Source organism: Pseudomonas sp. 10S5, assembly GCF_035019745.1.
Classification (GTDB): domain Bacteria; phylum Pseudomonadota; class Gammaproteobacteria; order Pseudomonadales; family Pseudomonadaceae; genus Aquipseudomonas.
Window position 1 is genome coordinate 88,728 of the sequence record NZ_JASJVL010000018.1, and the last position, 18,384, is coordinate 107,111.

Below are 18,384 nucleotides of genomic sequence, written 5' to 3' on the forward strand. Positions count from 1 at the left end.
ACCCCAACCTACTGCGCGAAGGGGGTCCGAACAATCACAGTCCAGACGCTGAATACAGGCTCATAACTTAACTGGCAGCGCCAACTAAACGCACCGCGCCGCGCCGATTACGGCCATGCGCAACGACACAATTTCGCCCCGCGCCCTTGGCGCTGTAAAGCGCCTCGTCGGCTGACTTGAGCACTTCCTCGGGCGTACGCTGGTCAACTTGCCGTTCGGCTACGCCAATGCTGACGGTGACCGATACACTCGACGCCTTCGCACCGCTTCGGCGCTGACGCCCTTGCTGGTCGTCATTCGGTCGGTCCTGATTGCGCAATTGAATGTTGTAAACCGCGATAGCGTCGCGCACCGACTCCAGATGCGGCATGCACTCTTCCAGCGTCTGCCCGGCAAACACCAGTGCAAACTCTTCGCCGCCATACCGGTAGGCTCGACCGCCACCGGTCACTTTCGATAACTTGCTCGCCACCAGTCGCAGCACTTGATCGCCAACATCATGCCCATGGGTGTCGTTGAATTTCTTGAAGTGATCGACGTCGGCCATGGCTAGCACGTAACTGCGTCCCAACCTTTGCAGTCGTTCATTGAGTGCACGACGTCCCGGCAATCCTGTCAGCTCATCGCGGAACGCCATTTGATAAGCCTCATGGGCGACCGCGGCGGCAATCATCAGCATCACCTCACTGCACATGATGTTGAGGGTGAACGGCAAAATGAAGGTCCTCGGCAACGCCCAAAAAAGACCAATCAAACCGACGATTTGCGCCGCGTGCAGCGGCCGGGGCTTACGCACGTATTGCACAATAATTAACAGGAAGCTGCAAAAGAACACGGGGTAAGCCAGTTGAATCAAACTCATCCAATCGCCGTATAAAGCCGGCCAGCGGATCTCTGCCAACCAATTCAGCAGGGCTTTAGGAAAGCTTTGTTCTAGCGCCAACGCAACGCTGCCAAAGGCGAGGAACACGGCAAATCGGGCAATCATGTCCCGGAACAGGTGCGTACGTTCCTCCCATATGGCGAAAAGTCCGTAGAGCAGTGGCAAAAAGAGACAGCACAAATGAAAAACCACGGCGGCGTCATCACGCACTTTGCCGTAATCGCGGTAGTAGTCGGTTTGCGTATCCAACAGAAAGTACGCGGTGTAAACAGTGATCATCAAAAACAGCTCACGCTGGCGACGATAAACCGAGCAATACGCACCGCCCAACAACAGCACCAAAGTCGGCAGTACATTGAACAGCGACGTAAAAAATACATTAAGGTCTTTTACATACGCGGCCGCGAGCCCCGCTAATAGTAATAGCAGCGAGGGAACGAAATGACTGAAACGTGCGGTCGAAAAACGCTGCAAAGAGGATGGCTCCTGCCCAACATGAAACGTTGCATGGCATTGTGCCTGTACCGTTTCAGTTAAGCACTCAAATGGCTCAAATACCTGACTAATCCTCTTTAACGGCCGTGAACTTAAGAAGTTGACGATAACGCCTGCAACTACCCTCAGCCACCAGATACAAAATAACCGCTTCCCCAAAAGGAAAAGCGGTTATTTAAAAACGACGCAGCTTTAATAGCCCAGTGCGAAGTTCTCTTCTTTCATGTCCATCAGGTTGTTAGCGCCTGAAAGCATGGTCACCACGTGAGTACGGGTGCGCGGCAAGATACGCTGGAAGTAGAAGCGCGCCGTTTGTAACTTGGCCGTATAGAACGCTTCTTCGGTAGTACCGGCAGCCAATTTTTCAGCTGCCAGTCGCGCCATGTCAGCCCAGAAATAAGCCAGGCAGGCATAACCGGAGTACATCAGGTAATCCACCGAAGCGGCACCGACTTCTTCACGGTCTTTCATAGCGGCCATACCGACCTTCATGGTCAACTCGCCCCATTCTTTATTCAGCGCAGCCAAGGGTTCGACGAACTCTTTAACCGCTTCATTGCCTTCGTTGGTCTGGCAGAACTTGTGGACGATCTTGGTGAAGCCTTTCAGCGCTTCGCCTTGAGTCATCAACACTTTGCGGCCCAACAGGTCCAGCGCCTGGATGCCGGTGGTGCCTTCGTACAGCATCGAAATGCGGCTGTCGCGGACGTTTTGCTCCATGCCCCACTCCGCGATAAAACCGTGGCCGCCGTAGATTTGCACGCCATGGTTAGCCGCTTCGAAGCCGACCTCAGTCATGAAGGCTTTGGCGATCGGGGTCATGAACGCCAACAGGCCGTCCGCTTGCTTCTTCTGCTCATCGTCTTGACCGTACTTAACGATATCGACCAGCTTGGCAGTGAAGTAAACCATTGCCCGGTTGCCTTCAGCGAAGGCTTTCATGGTCAACAGCATGCGGCGTACATCAGGGTGAACGATGATCGGGTCTGCGGCTTTCTCGGGCGCTTTCGGGCCGGTTAGCGAACGCATTTGCAAACGATCACGGGCATATTTCAAGCCGCCCTGAAAGCCGATCTCGGCGTGGGCAAGGCCCTGAAGTGCAGTCCCCAAACGCGCGGTGTTCATGAACGTAAACATGCAGTTCAGGCCTTTGTTCGGCGCGCCGATCAAGAAGCCCGTGGCTGCATCGAAGTTCATCACGCACGTCGCGTTACCGTGGATACCCATTTTGTGTTCCAGGGAACCGCAGCTGACCGCATTGCGAGCGCCAACGCTACCGTCAGCGTTTGGCATGAACTTAGGCACGATGAACAGCGAAATACCTTTAGTGCCCGCCGGTGCATCCGGCAGGCGGGCCAGCACGATATGGACGATGTTGTCGGCCATGTCGTGTTCGCCAGCAGAAATGAAGATCTTGGTGCCGGTCACTTTGTAGGAGCCGTCAGCTTGCGGTTCGGCCTTGGTGCGCAACATGCCCAAGTCGGTACCGCAGTGCGATTCGGTCAAGCACATGGTGCCGGTCCATTCGCCCGAAACCAGCTTGGTCAGGTAAGCCTGTTGCTGTTCTTCAGTACCGTGCTCGGAAATGGTGTTCATCGCGCCGTGCGACAGGCCGGGGTACATGCCCCACGACCAGTTGGCTTCGCCGACCATTTCACTGACAGCCAGGCCGAGTGACTCTGGCAGGCCTTGACCGCCATGGGCCACGTCGTGCGCCAAGCTAGGCCAGCCGCCTTCCACGAATTGCTGGTAAGCCTGCTTGAAGCCCGTCGGGGTTTTCACGCCGGACTCGCTCCAGGTGCAGCCTTCAGAGTCGCCGACACGATTCAACGGTGCCAACACCTGCTCACAAAACTTGGCGCCTTCTTCAAGAATGGCGTCAACCATGTCTGGAGTAGCGTCCTGGCAAGCCGGCAGGCTTTGATAATGCGCTTCGTAGCCGAGCAACTCGTCACGAACGAAGCGAATATCACGCAAGGGGGCCTTGTAGTCCGGCATAGCGATAACCTCTGCTGAGAATCCTGGAGCGAATGATCGGTCGATCAAACAGTTGTTTGAAACATACGTTTACGTCTAAACCTTGTCAAGCGCAGCGCGTGCTCCGTTCATCGCCCACAAGGCTTTAAAATGTCCACGCGAACGCCGCAGCCGTAGCGCAGGCACGCTATCAGGCCGATTAAGTTTAGTTGAGTGAAACGCAAATGCAGGAGCTAGAGGAGTAACCGGGTGCGACGAGGCGCACCGCGAAGGCAGCGATCAGGCGTGAGTATCGATAAACGTGCCGAGCATTTCGTCGGAAGCCTTGGCCACTTTAACGCCGAGTTCGGCTTGGATTTTAGCCAAGGAGAGTTCTACTGCGCTGGTCGCTAGATCAGTTTGCTGACTGCGGTCAACCGAATGCAGACGCTCGACTTGTTGGTTCGACGATTGACTCCTAGCGGAAGCATCGCCCGTACTTGTGGAGACGCTGCCGTTGGACGCATCGCTGGAAACGCTAGCGTTGGCAATTTGTACAGCTGCTTGATCAACCCGCGCCAACCCGGCCTGGACCAGGCTAATACCCGAAGAAAAAGCGCTGTTGCTGGAAATTTGCATGGAATTAACCTCAGTTCATATAACGAACAGCCACCATTGAAACAGACCAAGCCGTAAAAGACTCGACAAAAAGACTAATGGCAATTGGCCGGTTGATAGTTAAAACAGGCTGCCCTTGTTGAATGTAAATTGCAAAGGCCCTACCCAATATAAATAGACCCCTAATCCAACAACTCCAAATGCAGAAACTCAGCCACCGCTTCCGCTGTCGGTTTTTTCAACCGTGGCACACGGCCCAAACACGGCGCGGGCAAACGTTCAGCCAAGGTGGCGAGATTTTCTTCCAGACGTGAAGTCTTGCCGTCGATGATATTGGCCACCCACCCCGCCAATGGAAGGCCGTCGCGGGCGATGGCTTCGGCCGTCAGCAGCGCATGGTTGATGCAGCCCAAACGGACACCGACCACCAGAATCACGGGCAACTGCAACGCCACTGCAAGGTCTGACAGGTTAGCCTGGTCAGCCAGCGGTACTCGCCAACCTCCAGCACCTTCGATCAGGGTGAAGTCGGCCCCCTTGTTCAGCACATTGCGCATGGGTTCGAGCAGCGCTTGCACGGACAGCACTACACCTGCTTCGCGCGCAGCCAGGTGCGGGGCAATGGCCGGTTCGAACGCTATCGGATTGACTTCGTCGTACGTCAGTTTTACCGAACATTCCGCCATCAGCGCCAACGCGTCACTGTTGCGCAAGCCATCCGGTCCGACAATGCAGTCTGAAGCGACCGGTTTACCGGCTGCAGTGCTTAAACCGGCCTGTCGTGCAGCATGCAGCAGCCCGGTCGCAATGGTGGTTTTACCGACATCCGTATCGGTGCCCGTGATGAAGTACGAACTGCTCATCTCAGTGCCTGCTATTCATGGTTTTTCCAACACCGCGTAGACCACTTGGTAAGTGGCCGGCAGCCCTTCGCTGTGGCGAAACCGTTCATAAGCGTTGATCAGCCCCATTATGCGCGCGCGACCGGTCAAACCACCGGGCCGACCCGGATTTAGATTGTGGGCGCCCAAGGCTTTCAACTCATGGGTCAGGCTGCGAACATCAGGGTAATACAACACATGTGGCTGCACGCCTAAACTGTGAATTCGCAAGCCACTGGAGGCACAGAGCTGCTGATAATCCTCGAATTGACGGAAGCGATTGACATGGACCATTCCATCTACCGCTTGCCAGCTCTCTCGCAGTTCATACAAGGTGCCCACGCATAGACTGGCAAACGCCAACACACCGCCCGGTTGTAATACCCGCCGCGCTTCGCTAAGCACCGCGCCAAAGTCCGCACACCACTGCACCGCTAGGCTGGAAAAAATCAGCCCGCAACCTTGATCCCTCAGCGGCATTTGCTCGGCATCACCCGCCACAAAATGCTCGGCACCGCCCAAGGGGCGCGCATGGCGCAACATGCCTTCGGCTATGTCCAGAGCAACACCTTCGCTCTCGGTGAACGTTTGCGCCAGGATGCGGCTGAAATAACCGGTGCCGCTGCCCAGGTCCAGCCAGCGCGACGGTTTCAATTCAGCGGGAAAACGTGCCAGCAGTTCGCTTCCGACCGCGCGTTGTAACTCGGCCACGCTGTCGTAACTGGCGGCGGCGCGGGAAAAAGACGCCGCTACCTGACGCTTGTCGGGCAACGCGCCGGTCTCGACGCTGGTTTTTTTGAAGAAGGACAAATCAGTCATCACCGGACTCATGTAAAAACGCCTGGATTGCCGCAGCCACCCCGTGTGGATTTTCCAGAATGAAGGCGTGGCTGGCCTGTTCGATCAGGCCGATTTCCACATCGGGCAGAATACTCAGTAGATCGCTTGCCGCTTCGGCCGGCACCAGTGCATCAAGGCCCGCAAACAGATGCAGTTGAGGCCCGCGATAAGCTTGCAAAGCATTGCGGGTGTCGAGTTGTGCCAGCAATTTCAAGCCATGCAGCAGCCCATCGGGCGAGGTATGCGGGGCGGCAGCGTTTAACAACCGGGCCAAACCACGAGGGTCTTCGGCGCCTTGAACGCACAGCAGGCTGAAACGTTTTAGTGTGCCCTGCGGATCAACCGAGCACCCGGCGAGAAACGCATCGAATGCCTCGGGCGACATCGCATGGGGCCAGTCGCTACGAGAAACGAAGGAGCTGTTACTGGCGAACGTCAGCAGACCACAGCAACGATCGGCACGACGCGCGGCCAGTTCCGTCGCCAACATCCCACCTAAAGACCAGCCGCCGAGCCAAGCATTGTCGGGCAATGTGGCATCGAGTTCATCAAGCACTTCGCTCAGCTCGATGTCGCCGAAAGCCGACAATTGGACATCGGGCAACGGTTCGATTTCTACCCGCAAATGCTCGTCGAGACCGCGCAACGCAGCGGCCAACGGCTCTAACGGTGAGATCCCTAAACCCCAGCCTGGTAGCAAAATCAGACGATCACGCATGGTCCACTTCCACCAATTCGTGTTCACCGAGCAGCGGATAACACTGCGCCAATGCATTCAACAATAGCTGCACTTGCGCTTCGCTGTGGGCGGCGGACAAGGTGACACGTAAACGCGCACCGCCGGCAGGGACGGTTGGCGGGCGAATAGCGGTCACCAGCAGGCCACGATCACGCAACATCTGCGACAGATGCAAAGCGCGGCCACTGTCACCGATCAGAATTGGCTGGATCGGCGTAAAGCTGTCCACCAACTGCAGACCGATCTGTTCGGCACCATGGCGGAACTGCTGAATCAAACGTCGCAGGTGCTCGCGACGCCAGTGTTCGCGGCGCAGTATTTCAAGGCTTTTTAGCGTGGCGCAGGCCAGCGCAGGGGGTTGGCTAGTGGTGTAAATGTAGGGCCGAGCGAACTGGATAAGGGTTTCGATCAACTCTTCACTGCCCGCGACAAAAGCACCGGCAGTGCCGAAGGCTTTGCCCAACGTCCCGACCAACACCGGCACGTCTTCCATGCTCAAACCGAAATGTTCTACAGCGCCCGCACCGTTGGCGCCCAGCGGGCCAAACCCATGGGCGTCGTCCACCATCAGCCATGCACCTTTGGCTTTCGCCGCTTGGGCCAACGTCGGCAGGTCAGCTAAATCGCCATCCATGCTGAACACGCCATCGGTGACCACCAGCGTATTGCCGCTGGCTGTCTCCAAGCGTGAGGCAAGGCTGTTGGCATCGTTGTGCAGATAGCGTGAAAACCGCGCGCCGCTGAGCAAACCCGCATCCAGCAAAGACGCATGATTGAGCCGGTCTTCCAGCACCGTATCGCCCTTCCCGACCAGCGCGGTGACCGCACCAAGGTTGGCCATGTAGCCGTTGGAAAACAGCAAGGCACGGGGACGACCGGTCAAGTCGGCCAAGGCTTCTTCGAGTTCGTGATGCGGGCTGCTGTGACCGATCACCAGGTGCGAAGCGCCGCCGCCCACACCCCACCGATCAGCCCCCACTTGCCAGGCAGCAATCACTTCAGGGTGATTGGCCAAACCGAGGTAGTCGTTATTACAGAACGCCAACAGCGGCTGGCCATCGACCACTACTTCAGGGCCTTGGGGACTTTGAAGCAATGGGCGATGACGATAAAGCTGTTCAGCGCGACGAGCGGCCAGACGCGTGCGGAGATCGAAAGACATGCAGGCCTCGTGGGTGTTTGGGTAGCGTTCCTGTAGGAGCCAACGTGTTGGCGATAGGCCTTGCGCGGTGTATCAGACACGCCGCCTCGCCAACGTTGGCTCCTACAGAGGTAAAGGCAGAATCAGACCGCAGTAGCGTCGTAAAACATTTCGCTGCTCTTTTGCTCGATCAACGCCTGCTCGATAGCGGCCTGATGCACTTCGTCTGAATGCTCCACCCCGGCCTCCGGAAGAATGCCCAGACGCGCAAACAGCTGCATGTCCTTGTCGGCCTGCGGGTTAGCAGTAGTCAGCAGCTTGTCGCCGTAGAAAATCGAGTTGGCACCGGCAAAGAAGGCCAATGCTTGCATCTGTTCATTCATCGCTTCGCGGCCCGCGGACAGGCGCACGTGAGATTGCGGCATCATGATGCGCGCCACCGCCAGCATCCGAATAAAGTCGAATGGGTCAATGTCTTCAGCATTTTCCAGCGGCGTACCGGCCACCTTGACCAACATGTTGATCGGCACCGACTCAGGATGCTCCGGCAGGTTGGCCAATTGCATCAGTAGCCCGGCACGGTCATCAAGGCTTTCGCCCATGCCAAGGATTCCGCCGGAACAGATCTTCATTCCCGACTCACGCACATAGGCCAAGGTTTGCAAACGCTCGCTATAGGTGCGGGTGGTAATGATGCTGCCGTAGAACTCAGGCGAGGTATCTAGGTTGTGGTTGTAGTAATCCAGCCCGGCGGTGGCCAATGCGGCGGTTTGATCCTGGTCGAGACGGCCCAAGGTCATGCAAGTTTCCAGGCCCATGGCCTTAACGCCTTTGACCATTTCGAGCACGTATGGCATGTCTTTGGCAGAAGGATGCTTCCAGGCCGCCCCCATGCAAAACCGCGTGGAGCCGATGGATTTAGCGCGAGCGGCCTCCTCCAGAACTTTCTGCACTTCCAGCAGCTTCTCTTTTTCCAGCCCGGTGTTGTAGTGGCCAGACTGCGGGCAGTATTTGCAATCTTCCGGGCAGGCACCCGTTTTGATCGAAAGCAGCGTTGATACCTGAACCCGGTTGGCGTCGAAATGAGCACGGTGCACGGTCTGCGCCTGAAATAACAGGTCATTGAATGGCTGTACGAACAGCGCTCTGACCTCGGCTAAAGTCCAGTCGTGACGCAGAGTGGCGGTGATGCTGGCGCTCATTGGGCGGCTCCTTGTTTGTTCTTGGCTTGCGCGAATGAGCGCGGTTAGAACACACGGTCATTCGGACTACACGGATGTTCGGCATATTTAAGGAAGAGCCATGCGCTGTCAACCACAGAGCACGCATCAGGTTTACATCTGGTTAAAAAACAAACAAACATGTTTATTGTGCGACGAGACCACAGACGCGTTATTTCCTATCTGTACCGGCTGTGAAACCGACCTGCCTTGGCTTGGGGACAGCTGCGAACGTTGCGCGCTGCCCATGCCAATGGCCGGTCTGACCTGCGGCCAATGCCGCCGACAGCCACCCGCATTCAGTGACGTCGTGGTGCCATGGCGTTACGACTTCCCCGTTGATAGCTTGGTTACACGCTTCAAGCATCAGGGGAAATGGCCCATGGGGCGGCTGCTCGCGCAGTTGCTTGGGCAAGCTCTGCAGCACCGTTTCGCTGAAGGTCTTGCGCGTCCGGATTGCCTGCTGCCGGTGCCGCTTGCGAACAAAAGGCTACGCCAGCGTGGTTATAACCAAGCCGAGATGCTAGCTCGCTGGCTCGGTACGCAATTGGATGTGATAACAGACGAACATTTGTTGCTTCGGGTATTGGATACTCCAGCGCAGCAAGGATTGGACGCCAAAGCCCGTCAAAGCAATTTGCGCAAAGCGTTTGCCATCCGTCCCGGAGCACAGATAAAGGGCAAACATTTTGCGGTGGTGGACGATGTGTTAACCACCGGCGCAACGGTGAACGCCCTGTCGCGCTTGCTCCTGGACGGGGGAGCAAGGCGGGTGGATATTTATTGCCTCGCGCGAACGCCAAAGCCTCAGGACTGATGCATGGCCAAGTCTCAACCTGTTTGCGGGGCTGACTTCTTCGCCAACACGTTGGCTCCTGCAGCGTCGGGCAAATCAGCGAATGTGTCAGGCGCAGCCTCATTGCGCTAACATATCGGGCCCGACGCGGCAGCCTGCTGCGCGCAGGAGTAAGCATGGCCCACCCGTTTGCAACACTCACGCCTGATCTGGTGCTTGATGCTGTCGAAAGCATCGGCTTTCTCAGCGACGCCCGCATCCTTGCGCTCAACAGTTACGAAAACCGTGTGTATCAAGTCGGCATCGAAGACGGCGAGCCGCTGATTGCCAAGTTCTACCGGCCACAGCGCTGGACCAACGACGCGATTCTCGAAGAACACAGCTTCACCTTCGAATTGGCCGAAGTTGATATCCCAGTGGTTGCGCCCATGATCCATAACGGCCAAACCCTGCATGAACACGCGGGCTTTCGCTTCACCCTGTTCCCACGTCGCGGCGGGCGGGCGCCAGAGCCGGGCAACCTGGATCAACTGTATCGCCTCGGGCAACTGCTAGGCCGCATACACGCAGTGGGCGCCACCAAGCCGTTCGAGCACCGCGAAGCGCTCGGCGTTAAAAACTTCGGTCACGACTCGCTGGCGTTTCTGCTGGAAAACAACTGCATTCCGCGCAGCTTGTTGCCGGCCTATGAATCAGTCGCTCGCGATTTGCTCAAGCGAGTCGAAGACGTTTACGCCGCCACGCCGCATAAAAACATCCGTATGCACGGTGATTGCCACCCCGGCAACATGATGGCCCGCGATGAAATGTTCCACATCGTCGACCTCGATGATTGCCGCATGGGCCCGGCAGCACAGGACATCTGGATGATGCTCGCCGGTGATCGCCAGGAATGCCTGAGCCAGTTGTCAGAACTGATGGATGGCTACAGCGAGTTTCACGATTTCAACCCCCGCGAACTGGCGTTGATCGAACCGTTGCGCGCGTTGCGCCTGATGCACTACAGCGCATGGCTCGCCCGGCGTTGGGATGACCCCGCCTTTCCACACAGCTTCCCTTGGTTCGGTACCGAGCGTTATTGGGGCGATCAGGTGCTGGCATTGCGAGAACAATTGTCGGCGCTCAACGAAGAACCGCTGAAGCTGTTTTAAGCCGTCAATCCAGCGCCGCGGCCTGCGGGTAACGGCCCTATTCAAAGAAAAACTGCCCGACCATTCGCTGCGTAAGGAACATGCATGCAAGCCGTCAACCCGCGTCGCGGGTACATTCTGGGCCTAACGGCCTACATCACGTGGGGCTTGTTCCCGCTTTATTTCAAAGCCATCGCCACTGTCCCGTCAGTAGAGATTATTGTCCATAGGGTGCTGTGGTCCGCACTGTGTGGCTCCTTGCTGTTGCTGGTGTGGAAACACCCAGGTTGGTGGCGAGAGCTGCGTAACAATCCACGTCGCTTGGCCATCCTCACGCTGAGCGGAAGCCTAATCGCCATCAATTGGCTGACCTATGTCTGGGCGGTCAATAACGGACGCATGGTTGAAGCCAGTCTGGGCTACTACATCAACCCACTGGTCAATGTCTTGCTGGGCATGCTGCTGTTGGGCGAACGCTTACGGCCTTTGCAATGGCTGGCGGTAATTCTGGCAACGGTGGGCGTTGCGCAGCAAGTATGGCAAGTGGGCAGTCTGCCGTGGGTATCGCTGGTACTGGCGTTAAGTTTTGCCTTTTACGGGTTGATCCGCAAAAAGGCGCCCGTGGCGGCACTGCCGGGACTGGTGGTGGAAACTTGGTTACTGGTGCCATTGGCAATTGGCTGGATGTTGTTTAATCCTGCGGCCGTCAGCGCTCAACCCAGTTTCTGGACCACCTCTGAGGCTTGGTGGCTGGCAGCTGCCGGGCCAATAACGGTCATGCCACTGATTTGTTTCAACGCGGCAGCGCGGCACTTGCCCTACACCACTCTGGGCTTTCTACAATACGTAGCGCCTACACTGGTGTTGGCGTTGGCCGTGCGGGTTTATGGCGAGCACCTTTCAAGTACCACATTGCTAGCCTTTGCCTTCATATGGGCGGGACTGGCGGTTTACAGCGTCGATATCTGGCTGCGATCTCGCTGAAGCAATCTTTAATTACTGGTCAATAAATGAACATCGCGGTGTAAGCCACAAGGCGCGTGGCTTCCGGCGGTCTCTCCAGGTTATCCACGGGCAGATGCAGGTAAAAAGTGGATAACCTTTGTTGGTAATTAACAAGCGGCGCGATTTGTCTGAAAGTCCGCGGCTTTATTCTTCGACTTTCAACACCAGCTCTACCATCAAATCGTCTGCCAAAGTTTCCAGGCGTTTTTGCAGCACGTCTAATGACAGCGTCAGCGGCACGCCCAGGATCGCGTCGGCGTGGAACAGCAACTCGCTGCTCATGGGTGCAGGGCTCACGCTGGTGACCAATCGCTCAAGATTAACGCCCTGCTCCGCCAGCACCCGAGTAATGTCACGGACGATGCCAGGTCGATCATTGCCCACCAACTCCATCGCAATGGGTTTCCAACTGCACGACTGTTCAATCTCACTCTGGGCGACCAGTACCCGAATGCCGTGAGCCGATAAGGCTTGCAAGGCATCCAACATTGCCTCTTGGGATTGGGCAGGCACGCCGACCCTTACTACCCCGGCAAATTGCCCGGCCAAGCGTGACATCCGGCTTTCCAACCAATTACCGCCATGTTCAGCGATGCATTCAGCAATGCGTTCAACCTGTCCCGGTTGATCGGGGGCAAATACAGTGATGACGAGATGATCCACGGTCAATCCTCTTATTCTGGAAGCGCCAACTCGGTGAAGACGCAATGCCACTGGGTGGTCGATCAAGTATAGGCATGGGCCGTAATCTATGAGGCCAAACTAATCGTGTACTATTTTAATAATTATCTGGAACAATCCTTGCCGTTTTTGAGAACATCCTTTTCTTAAATGGCTCGTACTTGTTGTGAGCCACTTAATGACGTTATTACCCAGATTTTCACAACTCAATGCTTCATGTAGTATGCCGCAGCACGCACTACATAACGTTTGATCGATGAAAAGCTAACCGCTGAACAGAGTGAGGCAAGCAATGACTGAACACCTTCAAGTCGGTGGCCTTCAGGTCGCCAAAGTCCTGTTGGACTTCGTTAATAACGAAGCCATTCCAGGAACCGGCCTTGATGCCGCCACGTTCTGGACCAGTACCGAAAAGCTCATCAATGAGCTTGCGCCGAAGAACAAAGCTCTACTCGTCAAACGCGATGATTTTCAGGCGCGTATAGATGCCTGGCATCAGTCTCAAGCAGGCGCTGCCCACGACGCGACGGCCTATAAAGCCTTCCTGCAAGAAATAGGCTATTTGTTGCCAGAAGCAGCGAATTTCCAGATCACTACACAAAACGTCGACGATGAAGTTGCCCGTATGGCGGGTCCACAGTTAGTGGTCCCGGTTATGAATGCGCGCTTCGCACTCAACGCATCCAATGCACGTTGGGGTTCGCTTTACGACGCTTTGTACGGCACCGACGCTATCAGCGAAGCCGGGGGCGCGGAAAAAACCAAAGGCTACAACAAGGTTCGCGGCGATAAGGTCATCGCCTTCGCCCGCGCCTTCCTCGACGAAGCCGCGCCATTGGCTGCCGGCTCCCACGTCGACTCCACCGGCTATAAGCTGATTGACAGCAAGCTGGTCGTTTCGCTTAAGGGCGGTAGCAACTCGGGCCTGGCCGACGATGCACAACTGATTGGCTTCCGCGGCGAAGGCTCGGCGCCTAGCGCCATCGGGCTTAAACACAACGGTCTGCATTTCGAGATCCAGATCGACGCTAACAGCCCCGTTGGCAAGACCGATGCGGCGGGTGTCAAAGACGTGCTGATGGAGGCTGCACTGACCACCATCATGGACTGCGAAGATTCAATTGCCGCCGTCGATGCCGACGACAAAGTCGTGGTGTACCGCAACTGGCTCGGCCTGATGAAAGGCGACTTGGCCGAACAAGTGTCCAAAGGCGGCGAAACTTTCACCCGCACCATGAACGCCGACCGCACCTACACCGCACCCAACGGTGGCGAGGTCAGCTTGCATGGCCGCTCGCTGTTGTTCATCCGCAACGTCGGTCACCTGATGACCATCGATGCGATTCTCGACAAAGACGGTAACGAAGTCCCGGAAGGTATTCTCGACGGCTTGCTCACCAGCCTGGCCGCCATCCACAGCCTCAACGGCGAAAGCTCCCGCACGAACAGCCGCACCGGTTCGGTCTATATCGTCAAACCGAAAATGCACGGTCCGGAAGAAGCAGCGTTCACCAACGAGCTGTTTGGCCGTGTCGAAGATGTGCTCAAGCTGCCACGCAACACGCTAAAAGTCGGGATCATGGACGAAGAGCGCCGCACTACGGTCAACCTCAAGGCCTGTATTCAGGCGGCGAGCGAGCGCGTGGTGTTTATCAATACCGGTTTTCTTGATCGCACGGGCGATGAAATCCATACGTCCATGGAAGCAGGTCCGGTGGTGCGTAAAGCACAGATGAAAGCCGAGAAATGGATCAGCGCATACGAAAACTCGAACGTCGATATCGGCTTGAGCTGCGGCCTGCAAGGTCGTGCACAAATCGGTAAAGGCATGTGGGCCATGCCTGACCTGATGGCCGCAATGCTTGAGCAGAAAATCGCTCACCCATTGGCGGGCGCGAACACCGCGTGGGTGCCTTCGCCAACGGCTGCTGTGTTGCACGCGCTGCATTACCACAAAGTTGATGTGTTCGCCCGCCAGGCAGAGTTGGCCAAACGCGCTCTTGCGTCAGTTGACGACATTCTGTCCATTCCACTGGCACCGAACACCAACTGGACGCCCGAAGAAATAAAGAACGAATTAGACAACAATGCTCAGGGCATCCTTGGCTATGTAGTGCGCTGGATTGATCAGGGTATTGGTTGCTCGAAAGTGCCGGATATCAACGATATTGGCCTGATGGAAGACCGCGCCACACTGCGAATTTCCAGCCAGCACATCGCCAACTGGCTACGCCATGACGTGGTTAACGAGCATCAGGTACTCGAAAGCCTCAAGCGCATGGCGCCTGTAGTCGACCGGCAGAATATCAATGACCCGCTGTACCGGCCCTTGGCGCCGGATTTCGACAGTAACATCGCGTTCCAGGCAGCACTTGAACTGGTAATCGAAGGGACTAAACAACCCAACGGCTATACCGAGCCCGTGCTGCACCGTCGACGTCGTGAGTTCAAGGCAAAAAACGGGCTGTAATTAAAGGTTCCTTGCGGTCTATCGCGATCGCGAGGAGCTGCATTCGCGAATAAATTCGCTCCCACTGAGATTTCTGTGGGAGCGAATTCATTCGCGACGCCTTTTAAGCGATTCTCAACTCCTTGCGGATCAACTCCAGTAACCGCTGGTTATCAATCGGCTTCAGCAAAAAATCCACAACGCTCAAATGCATTGCCTCAATGGCATCTTTAACGTCGGCTTCGCCAGACACTATGATGATTGGCAACCCCGCCCTTGGCGATTCCCTAACCTGACGGATCAGGTCCAGACCACTGCAAGGCGCCATACGCAAGTCAGTGATCAACAGCCCAATGGACCTGCGGTGTTCAAGCAAACTAAGTGCCGACGTACAATCGCTAGCGGTAAGGCAACTAATGCCATTCAAATTAAGAAATTCGGCAAGCAGCCCCCGTTCGTCTTTGTTGTCATCGACGATAAGCACTCGTTGTTGCTCGAGCGGATCGGACGTTTGCATCGCCTCGTTGATCGCTTCGCGCTCTTCTTCACTCAACAGGTCGAGCTCAGTCATACAGGTCTCATTGATTCCTCGCACTTATAGGACAGCGAATCAAAGATGATGCGCTGTACGCTTCGCCCGCTTTGTACCTGATCTTCACTCAAAACTCACGCAAAAATCCGAGCACACGAGTCAGGTATTCATACTCTAGCCCATTAACTCGACCCTAGACTTACGTCCAATGGGCACTTGCCCGCTAGCGGTCGACCATGAGTGTCGAAAACCGACTCTAAAAATTGTTCTACATAAGCGGTCATGGTCATGAGCAAGGCAGATGCTTTCACCCAGGCAGGAAAGACAGCGGTGCTGCAAAACATACACGGCACCATTCAATTCCTGCAAAAGTTTCCACCGTTCAACCAGATGGAAAACGCCCATCTCGCGTACTTGGTCGAACAGTGCCAACTGCGTTTTTACGCGGCTGATGAAAGCATTATCAAACCCGCAGACGGCCCGGTAGAGCATTTTTACATTGTTAAAACCGGCCGGGTCGTAGGCGAGCGTACGCACCCTGCGAAAAGCGGAACCGAGACCACATTCGAGATTTCCACCGGGGAGTGCTTCCCGCTGGCTGCGTTGCTAGGCGAACGCGCCACCCGCACCGAGCATCTGGCGGCTGAAGACACCTTTTGCCTACAACTGAATAAATTAGCGTTCATCAAATTGTTCGCACTTTCCAGCGTGTTTCGTGACTTCGCTTTACGTGGCGTCAGCAGCCTGCTCGATCAGGTCAACCAACAAGTTCAGCAACGCGCCGCAGAAGCACTCGGCACTCAATATTCGCTGAACACTCGACTCGGCGAACTGGCCATGCGTCACCCCGTGACGTGCAGTCCGGGCACCCCGCTACGCGAAGCGGTCAAGCTGATGCACGAGCAACAAGTCGGCAGCATAGTGATCGTCGATGAACGCAAGGCGCCGCTGGGTATATTCACTCTGCGCGACCTTCGCCAAGTAGTGGCCGACGGCACCGGCGACTTCGGTTTGCCCATTGAAAAAAACATGATTCAGAAACCGTTTTTTCTGAGCCCCGATGCCAGCGCATTTGACGCCGCTATCGCGATGACCGAGCGGCATATCGCACATGTCTGTCTGGTCAAGGAACAGCGCCTGTGCGGCGTGGTATCCGAGCGCGATTTGTTTTCTTTGCAGCGTGTGGACCTGGTGCATTTAGCGCGGACTATTCGTAACGCACCGAAAATTGAAAGCCTGGCCAATTTGCGGGGCGAAATTGTTCAACTGGTCGACCGTATGCTGGCCCACGGCGCTTCGTCGACACAGATCACCCAGATCATCACACTGCTAAACGACCACACAGTGTGCAGAGTTATCGAACTGACGGTGTTGGAAAAAGGCGACCCTGCAATCCCCTTCAGTTGGTTGTGTTTTGGCAGCGAAGGTCGCCGCGAGCAAACGCTGTTCACGGACCAAGACAACGGCATCCTATTTGAAGCCAGTGACGCAGCAGAAGCTGCGGCCATACGCGCGAAATTGCTGCCCTTGGCGCAACAGATCAATCAAAGTCTCGCGCAGTGCGGATTTACCCTGTGCAAAGGCAACATCATGGCCGGCAACCCTGATTTGTGTTTGTCGCGCTTAGAATGGTCACGGCGGTTTGCGGCGTTTATCCGGGAGGCGACACCTGAAAATCTGCTGGCCTCCAGCATCTATTTTGATCTGCGGGTGGTGTGGGGCGATGAACGCAGCGTTGATCAACTGCGCAGCGCCATTCTTGACCAGGTGGCTGACAACAGATTATTTCAACGCATGATGGCCGAGAACGCGCTCCGCCAGCGGCCGCCAGTCGGGCGCTTTCGTGAATTTGTGCTCGCTCGTAAAGGCAGTGAAAAAGCCACACTGGACCTCAAAACCCAAGGTTTGACGCCGTTTGTCGACGGCGCCCGTCTGCTCGCGCTGGCCAATGGCATCGAAGCCAACAACACCCTCGAACGCCTGCGCCAGTTAGTCGACAAAGAAGTCATTGAGCCGCTGGACGGCGCGGCCTATGAAGAGGCGTACCATTTCATTCAGCAAACCCGGATGCAGCAACACCAACTGCAAAGTCGGCAGAACTTACCCTATTCCAATCGTGTCGACCCGGACATTCTCAACCAGCTGGATCGGCGTATTTTGCGCGAGTCGCTGCGTCAGGCTCAACGCCTGCAGAACAGTCTGACGCTGCGCTATCAGCTATGAATTTATTTGCGTGGCTACGCGGTGCTACACCTTCTCTCGACGCCCGCCAACAACAGCGCCTGGAGAATCTGGCGACCTGTGCAACCGTCAATGATCATCCCTTGCGCCAACAACGTTGGGTCGTGCTTGACCTGGAAACCAGTGGCCTGAACCTGAACCGTGACGTGGTGTTATCCATCGGTGCAGTGGTAATCGAGGACGGCGCCATTGATTTGGGCCAGCAATTCGAACGCACGATTCTGCGGTCGGATCACAAGCTCAGCCCCAGCGTGCTGCTGCATGGCTTAGGCCCCAGCGCTATCGCGGCGGGGAGCGACCCTGTCGATGCTTTGTTGGACCTTATGGAGTTTGTCGGCAACAGCCCGTTAATGGCCTTTCACGCCTCATTCGACCAACACATGCTAGGCCGTGCGTTGAAAGATAGTCTTGGGTATCGCTTGCAGCACCGTTTTTTTGACGTGGCGCAAATGGCACCGATGCTGTTCCCTCACGCGAATATCCGGCAAGCAGGCCTTGATGACTGGACCGCATTTTTTGGTTTGCACGCGGGCGAACGTCACCACGCCAGCGCCGATGCGTTGGTCACTGCCGAATTGGCATTGATCCTGTTCAGCCATGCTCGCAAGCAGCAAATGGACAGCTCTGCACGCTTGGAACAAAGCCTCAGCCACTGGCGCAGACGTCAGCAATCGCATTCGTTTTAGGCCCCGCACTGGCGGACAGGAAATTTCCTACGCAACCTATCTGACGCGCCCGATATACATCATCGACAACGCCTCGCAAAGTTGCCGCATC

At 56.1% G+C, this 18,384-nt stretch carries 16 protein-coding genes; 6 read left to right on the forward strand and 10 right to left on the reverse strand.

Features of this window, described 5'->3' with window-relative positions:
- Positions 1 to 67: 67 nt before the first annotated feature.
- The 8 genes from QN378_RS18730 to bioB all read right to left on the reverse strand — a co-directional run bounded on the left by QN378_RS18730 (position 68) and on the right by bioB (position 8,755).
- Positions 68 to 1,357: a GGDEF domain-containing protein gene (locus QN378_RS18730; protein ID WP_322205689.1), complete on the reverse strand. Its 1,290-nt coding sequence runs from the start codon at positions 1,355 to 1,357 to the stop codon at positions 68 to 70.
- Positions 1,358 to 1,570: 213 nt separating this feature from the next.
- Positions 1,571 to 3,376, reverse strand: a complete 1,806-nt coding sequence (locus QN378_RS18735) for a phenylacyl-CoA dehydrogenase (RefSeq protein ID WP_322205690.1) — start codon at positions 3,374 to 3,376, stop codon at positions 1,571 to 1,573.
- A gap of 258 nt (positions 3,377 to 3,634) precedes the next feature.
- Positions 3,635 to 3,973: a pyrroloquinoline quinone biosynthesis protein PqqE gene (locus QN378_RS18740; protein ID WP_323550786.1), complete on the reverse strand. Its 339-nt coding sequence runs from the start codon at positions 3,971 to 3,973 to the stop codon at positions 3,635 to 3,637.
- A 161-nt stretch (positions 3,974 to 4,134) separates the two neighbouring features.
- The gene (bioD, locus tag QN378_RS18745; protein WP_322205693.1) at positions 4,135 to 4,815 is read right to left on the reverse strand and encodes a dethiobiotin synthase; all 681 of its coding nucleotides are present in this window, start codon (positions 4,813 to 4,815) and stop codon (positions 4,135 to 4,137) included.
- A 15-nt stretch (positions 4,816 to 4,830) separates the two neighbouring features.
- Positions 4,831 to 5,652: a malonyl-ACP O-methyltransferase BioC gene (gene bioC / locus QN378_RS18750; RefSeq protein ID WP_322205694.1), complete on the reverse strand. Its 822-nt coding sequence runs from the start codon at positions 5,650 to 5,652 to the stop codon at positions 4,831 to 4,833.
- Positions 5,645 to 6,391 (reverse strand): alpha/beta fold hydrolase, encoded by a 747-nt coding sequence (locus tag QN378_RS18755; RefSeq protein WP_322205695.1) that lies wholly within the window; start codon positions 6,389 to 6,391, stop codon positions 5,645 to 5,647. The genes bioC and QN378_RS18755 overlap by 8 nt, the downstream gene beginning before the upstream one ends.
- Entirely contained in the window at positions 6,384 to 7,574 is a 1,191-nt protein-coding gene (gene bioF, locus QN378_RS18760; RefSeq protein ID WP_322205696.1) for an 8-amino-7-oxononanoate synthase, read from the reverse strand. Before bioF ends, QN378_RS18755 begins: the two co-directional genes overlap by 8 nt.
- 122 nt (positions 7,575 to 7,696) lie before the next feature.
- The gene (gene bioB / locus QN378_RS18765; protein ID WP_322205697.1) at positions 7,697 to 8,755 is read right to left on the reverse strand and encodes a biotin synthase BioB; all 1,059 of its coding nucleotides are present in this window, start codon (positions 8,753 to 8,755) and stop codon (positions 7,697 to 7,699) included.
- Between the two features lie 100 nt (positions 8,756 to 8,855).
- Between bioB and QN378_RS18770 the strand changes: the two genes are divergently transcribed.
- The 3 genes from QN378_RS18770 to rarD all read left to right on the forward strand — a co-directional run bounded on the left by QN378_RS18770 (position 8,856) and on the right by rarD (position 11,683).
- Positions 8,856 to 9,590 carry a ComF family protein gene (locus QN378_RS18770; RefSeq protein WP_322205698.1) on the forward strand — a complete coding sequence of 245 codons (735 nt, stop codon included), beginning with the start codon at positions 8,856 to 8,858 and terminating at the stop codon, positions 9,588 to 9,590.
- 155 nt (positions 9,591 to 9,745) lie between these two features.
- Positions 9,746 to 10,720, forward strand: coding sequence for a serine/threonine protein kinase (locus QN378_RS18775; RefSeq protein WP_322205699.1), 975 nt, complete (start codon positions 9,746 to 9,748; stop codon positions 10,718 to 10,720).
- An 84-nt stretch (positions 10,721 to 10,804) separates the two neighbouring features.
- Positions 10,805 to 11,683 (forward strand): EamA family transporter RarD, encoded by an 879-nt coding sequence (rarD, locus tag QN378_RS18780; protein ID WP_322205700.1) that lies wholly within the window; start codon positions 10,805 to 10,807, stop codon positions 11,681 to 11,683.
- A gap of 165 nt (positions 11,684 to 11,848) precedes the next feature.
- Here rarD and QN378_RS18785 read toward each other — a convergent pair whose 3' ends face one another.
- Positions 11,849 to 12,367, reverse strand: coding sequence for a glycine cleavage system protein R (locus tag QN378_RS18785; RefSeq protein ID WP_322205701.1), 519 nt, complete (start codon positions 12,365 to 12,367; stop codon positions 11,849 to 11,851).
- Positions 12,368 to 12,677: 310 nt separating this feature from the next.
- Between QN378_RS18785 and QN378_RS18790 the strand changes: the two genes are divergently transcribed.
- Positions 12,678 to 14,855, forward strand: a complete 2,178-nt coding sequence (locus QN378_RS18790; RefSeq protein WP_322205702.1) for a malate synthase G — start codon at positions 12,678 to 12,680, stop codon at positions 14,853 to 14,855.
- A gap of 103 nt (positions 14,856 to 14,958) precedes the next feature.
- Here QN378_RS18790 and QN378_RS18795 read toward each other — a convergent pair whose 3' ends face one another.
- Positions 14,959 to 15,405, reverse strand: coding sequence for a response regulator (locus QN378_RS18795; protein ID WP_322205704.1), 447 nt, complete (start codon positions 15,403 to 15,405; stop codon positions 14,959 to 14,961).
- 249 nt (positions 15,406 to 15,654) lie between these two features.
- On the opposite strand from QN378_RS18795, the gene QN378_RS18800 reads away from it, so the two are divergent.
- A complete protein-coding gene (locus QN378_RS18800; protein WP_322205705.1) occupies positions 15,655 to 17,589 on the forward strand; it encodes a putative nucleotidyltransferase substrate binding domain-containing protein in 1,935 nt (644 codons plus the stop codon).
- Positions 17,586 to 18,293 (forward strand): 3'-5' exonuclease, encoded by a 708-nt coding sequence (locus QN378_RS18805; protein ID WP_322205706.1) that lies wholly within the window; start codon positions 17,586 to 17,588, stop codon positions 18,291 to 18,293. Before QN378_RS18800 ends, QN378_RS18805 begins: the two co-directional genes overlap by 4 nt.
- The last annotated feature ends 91 nt before the right edge of the window (positions 18,294 to 18,384 follow it).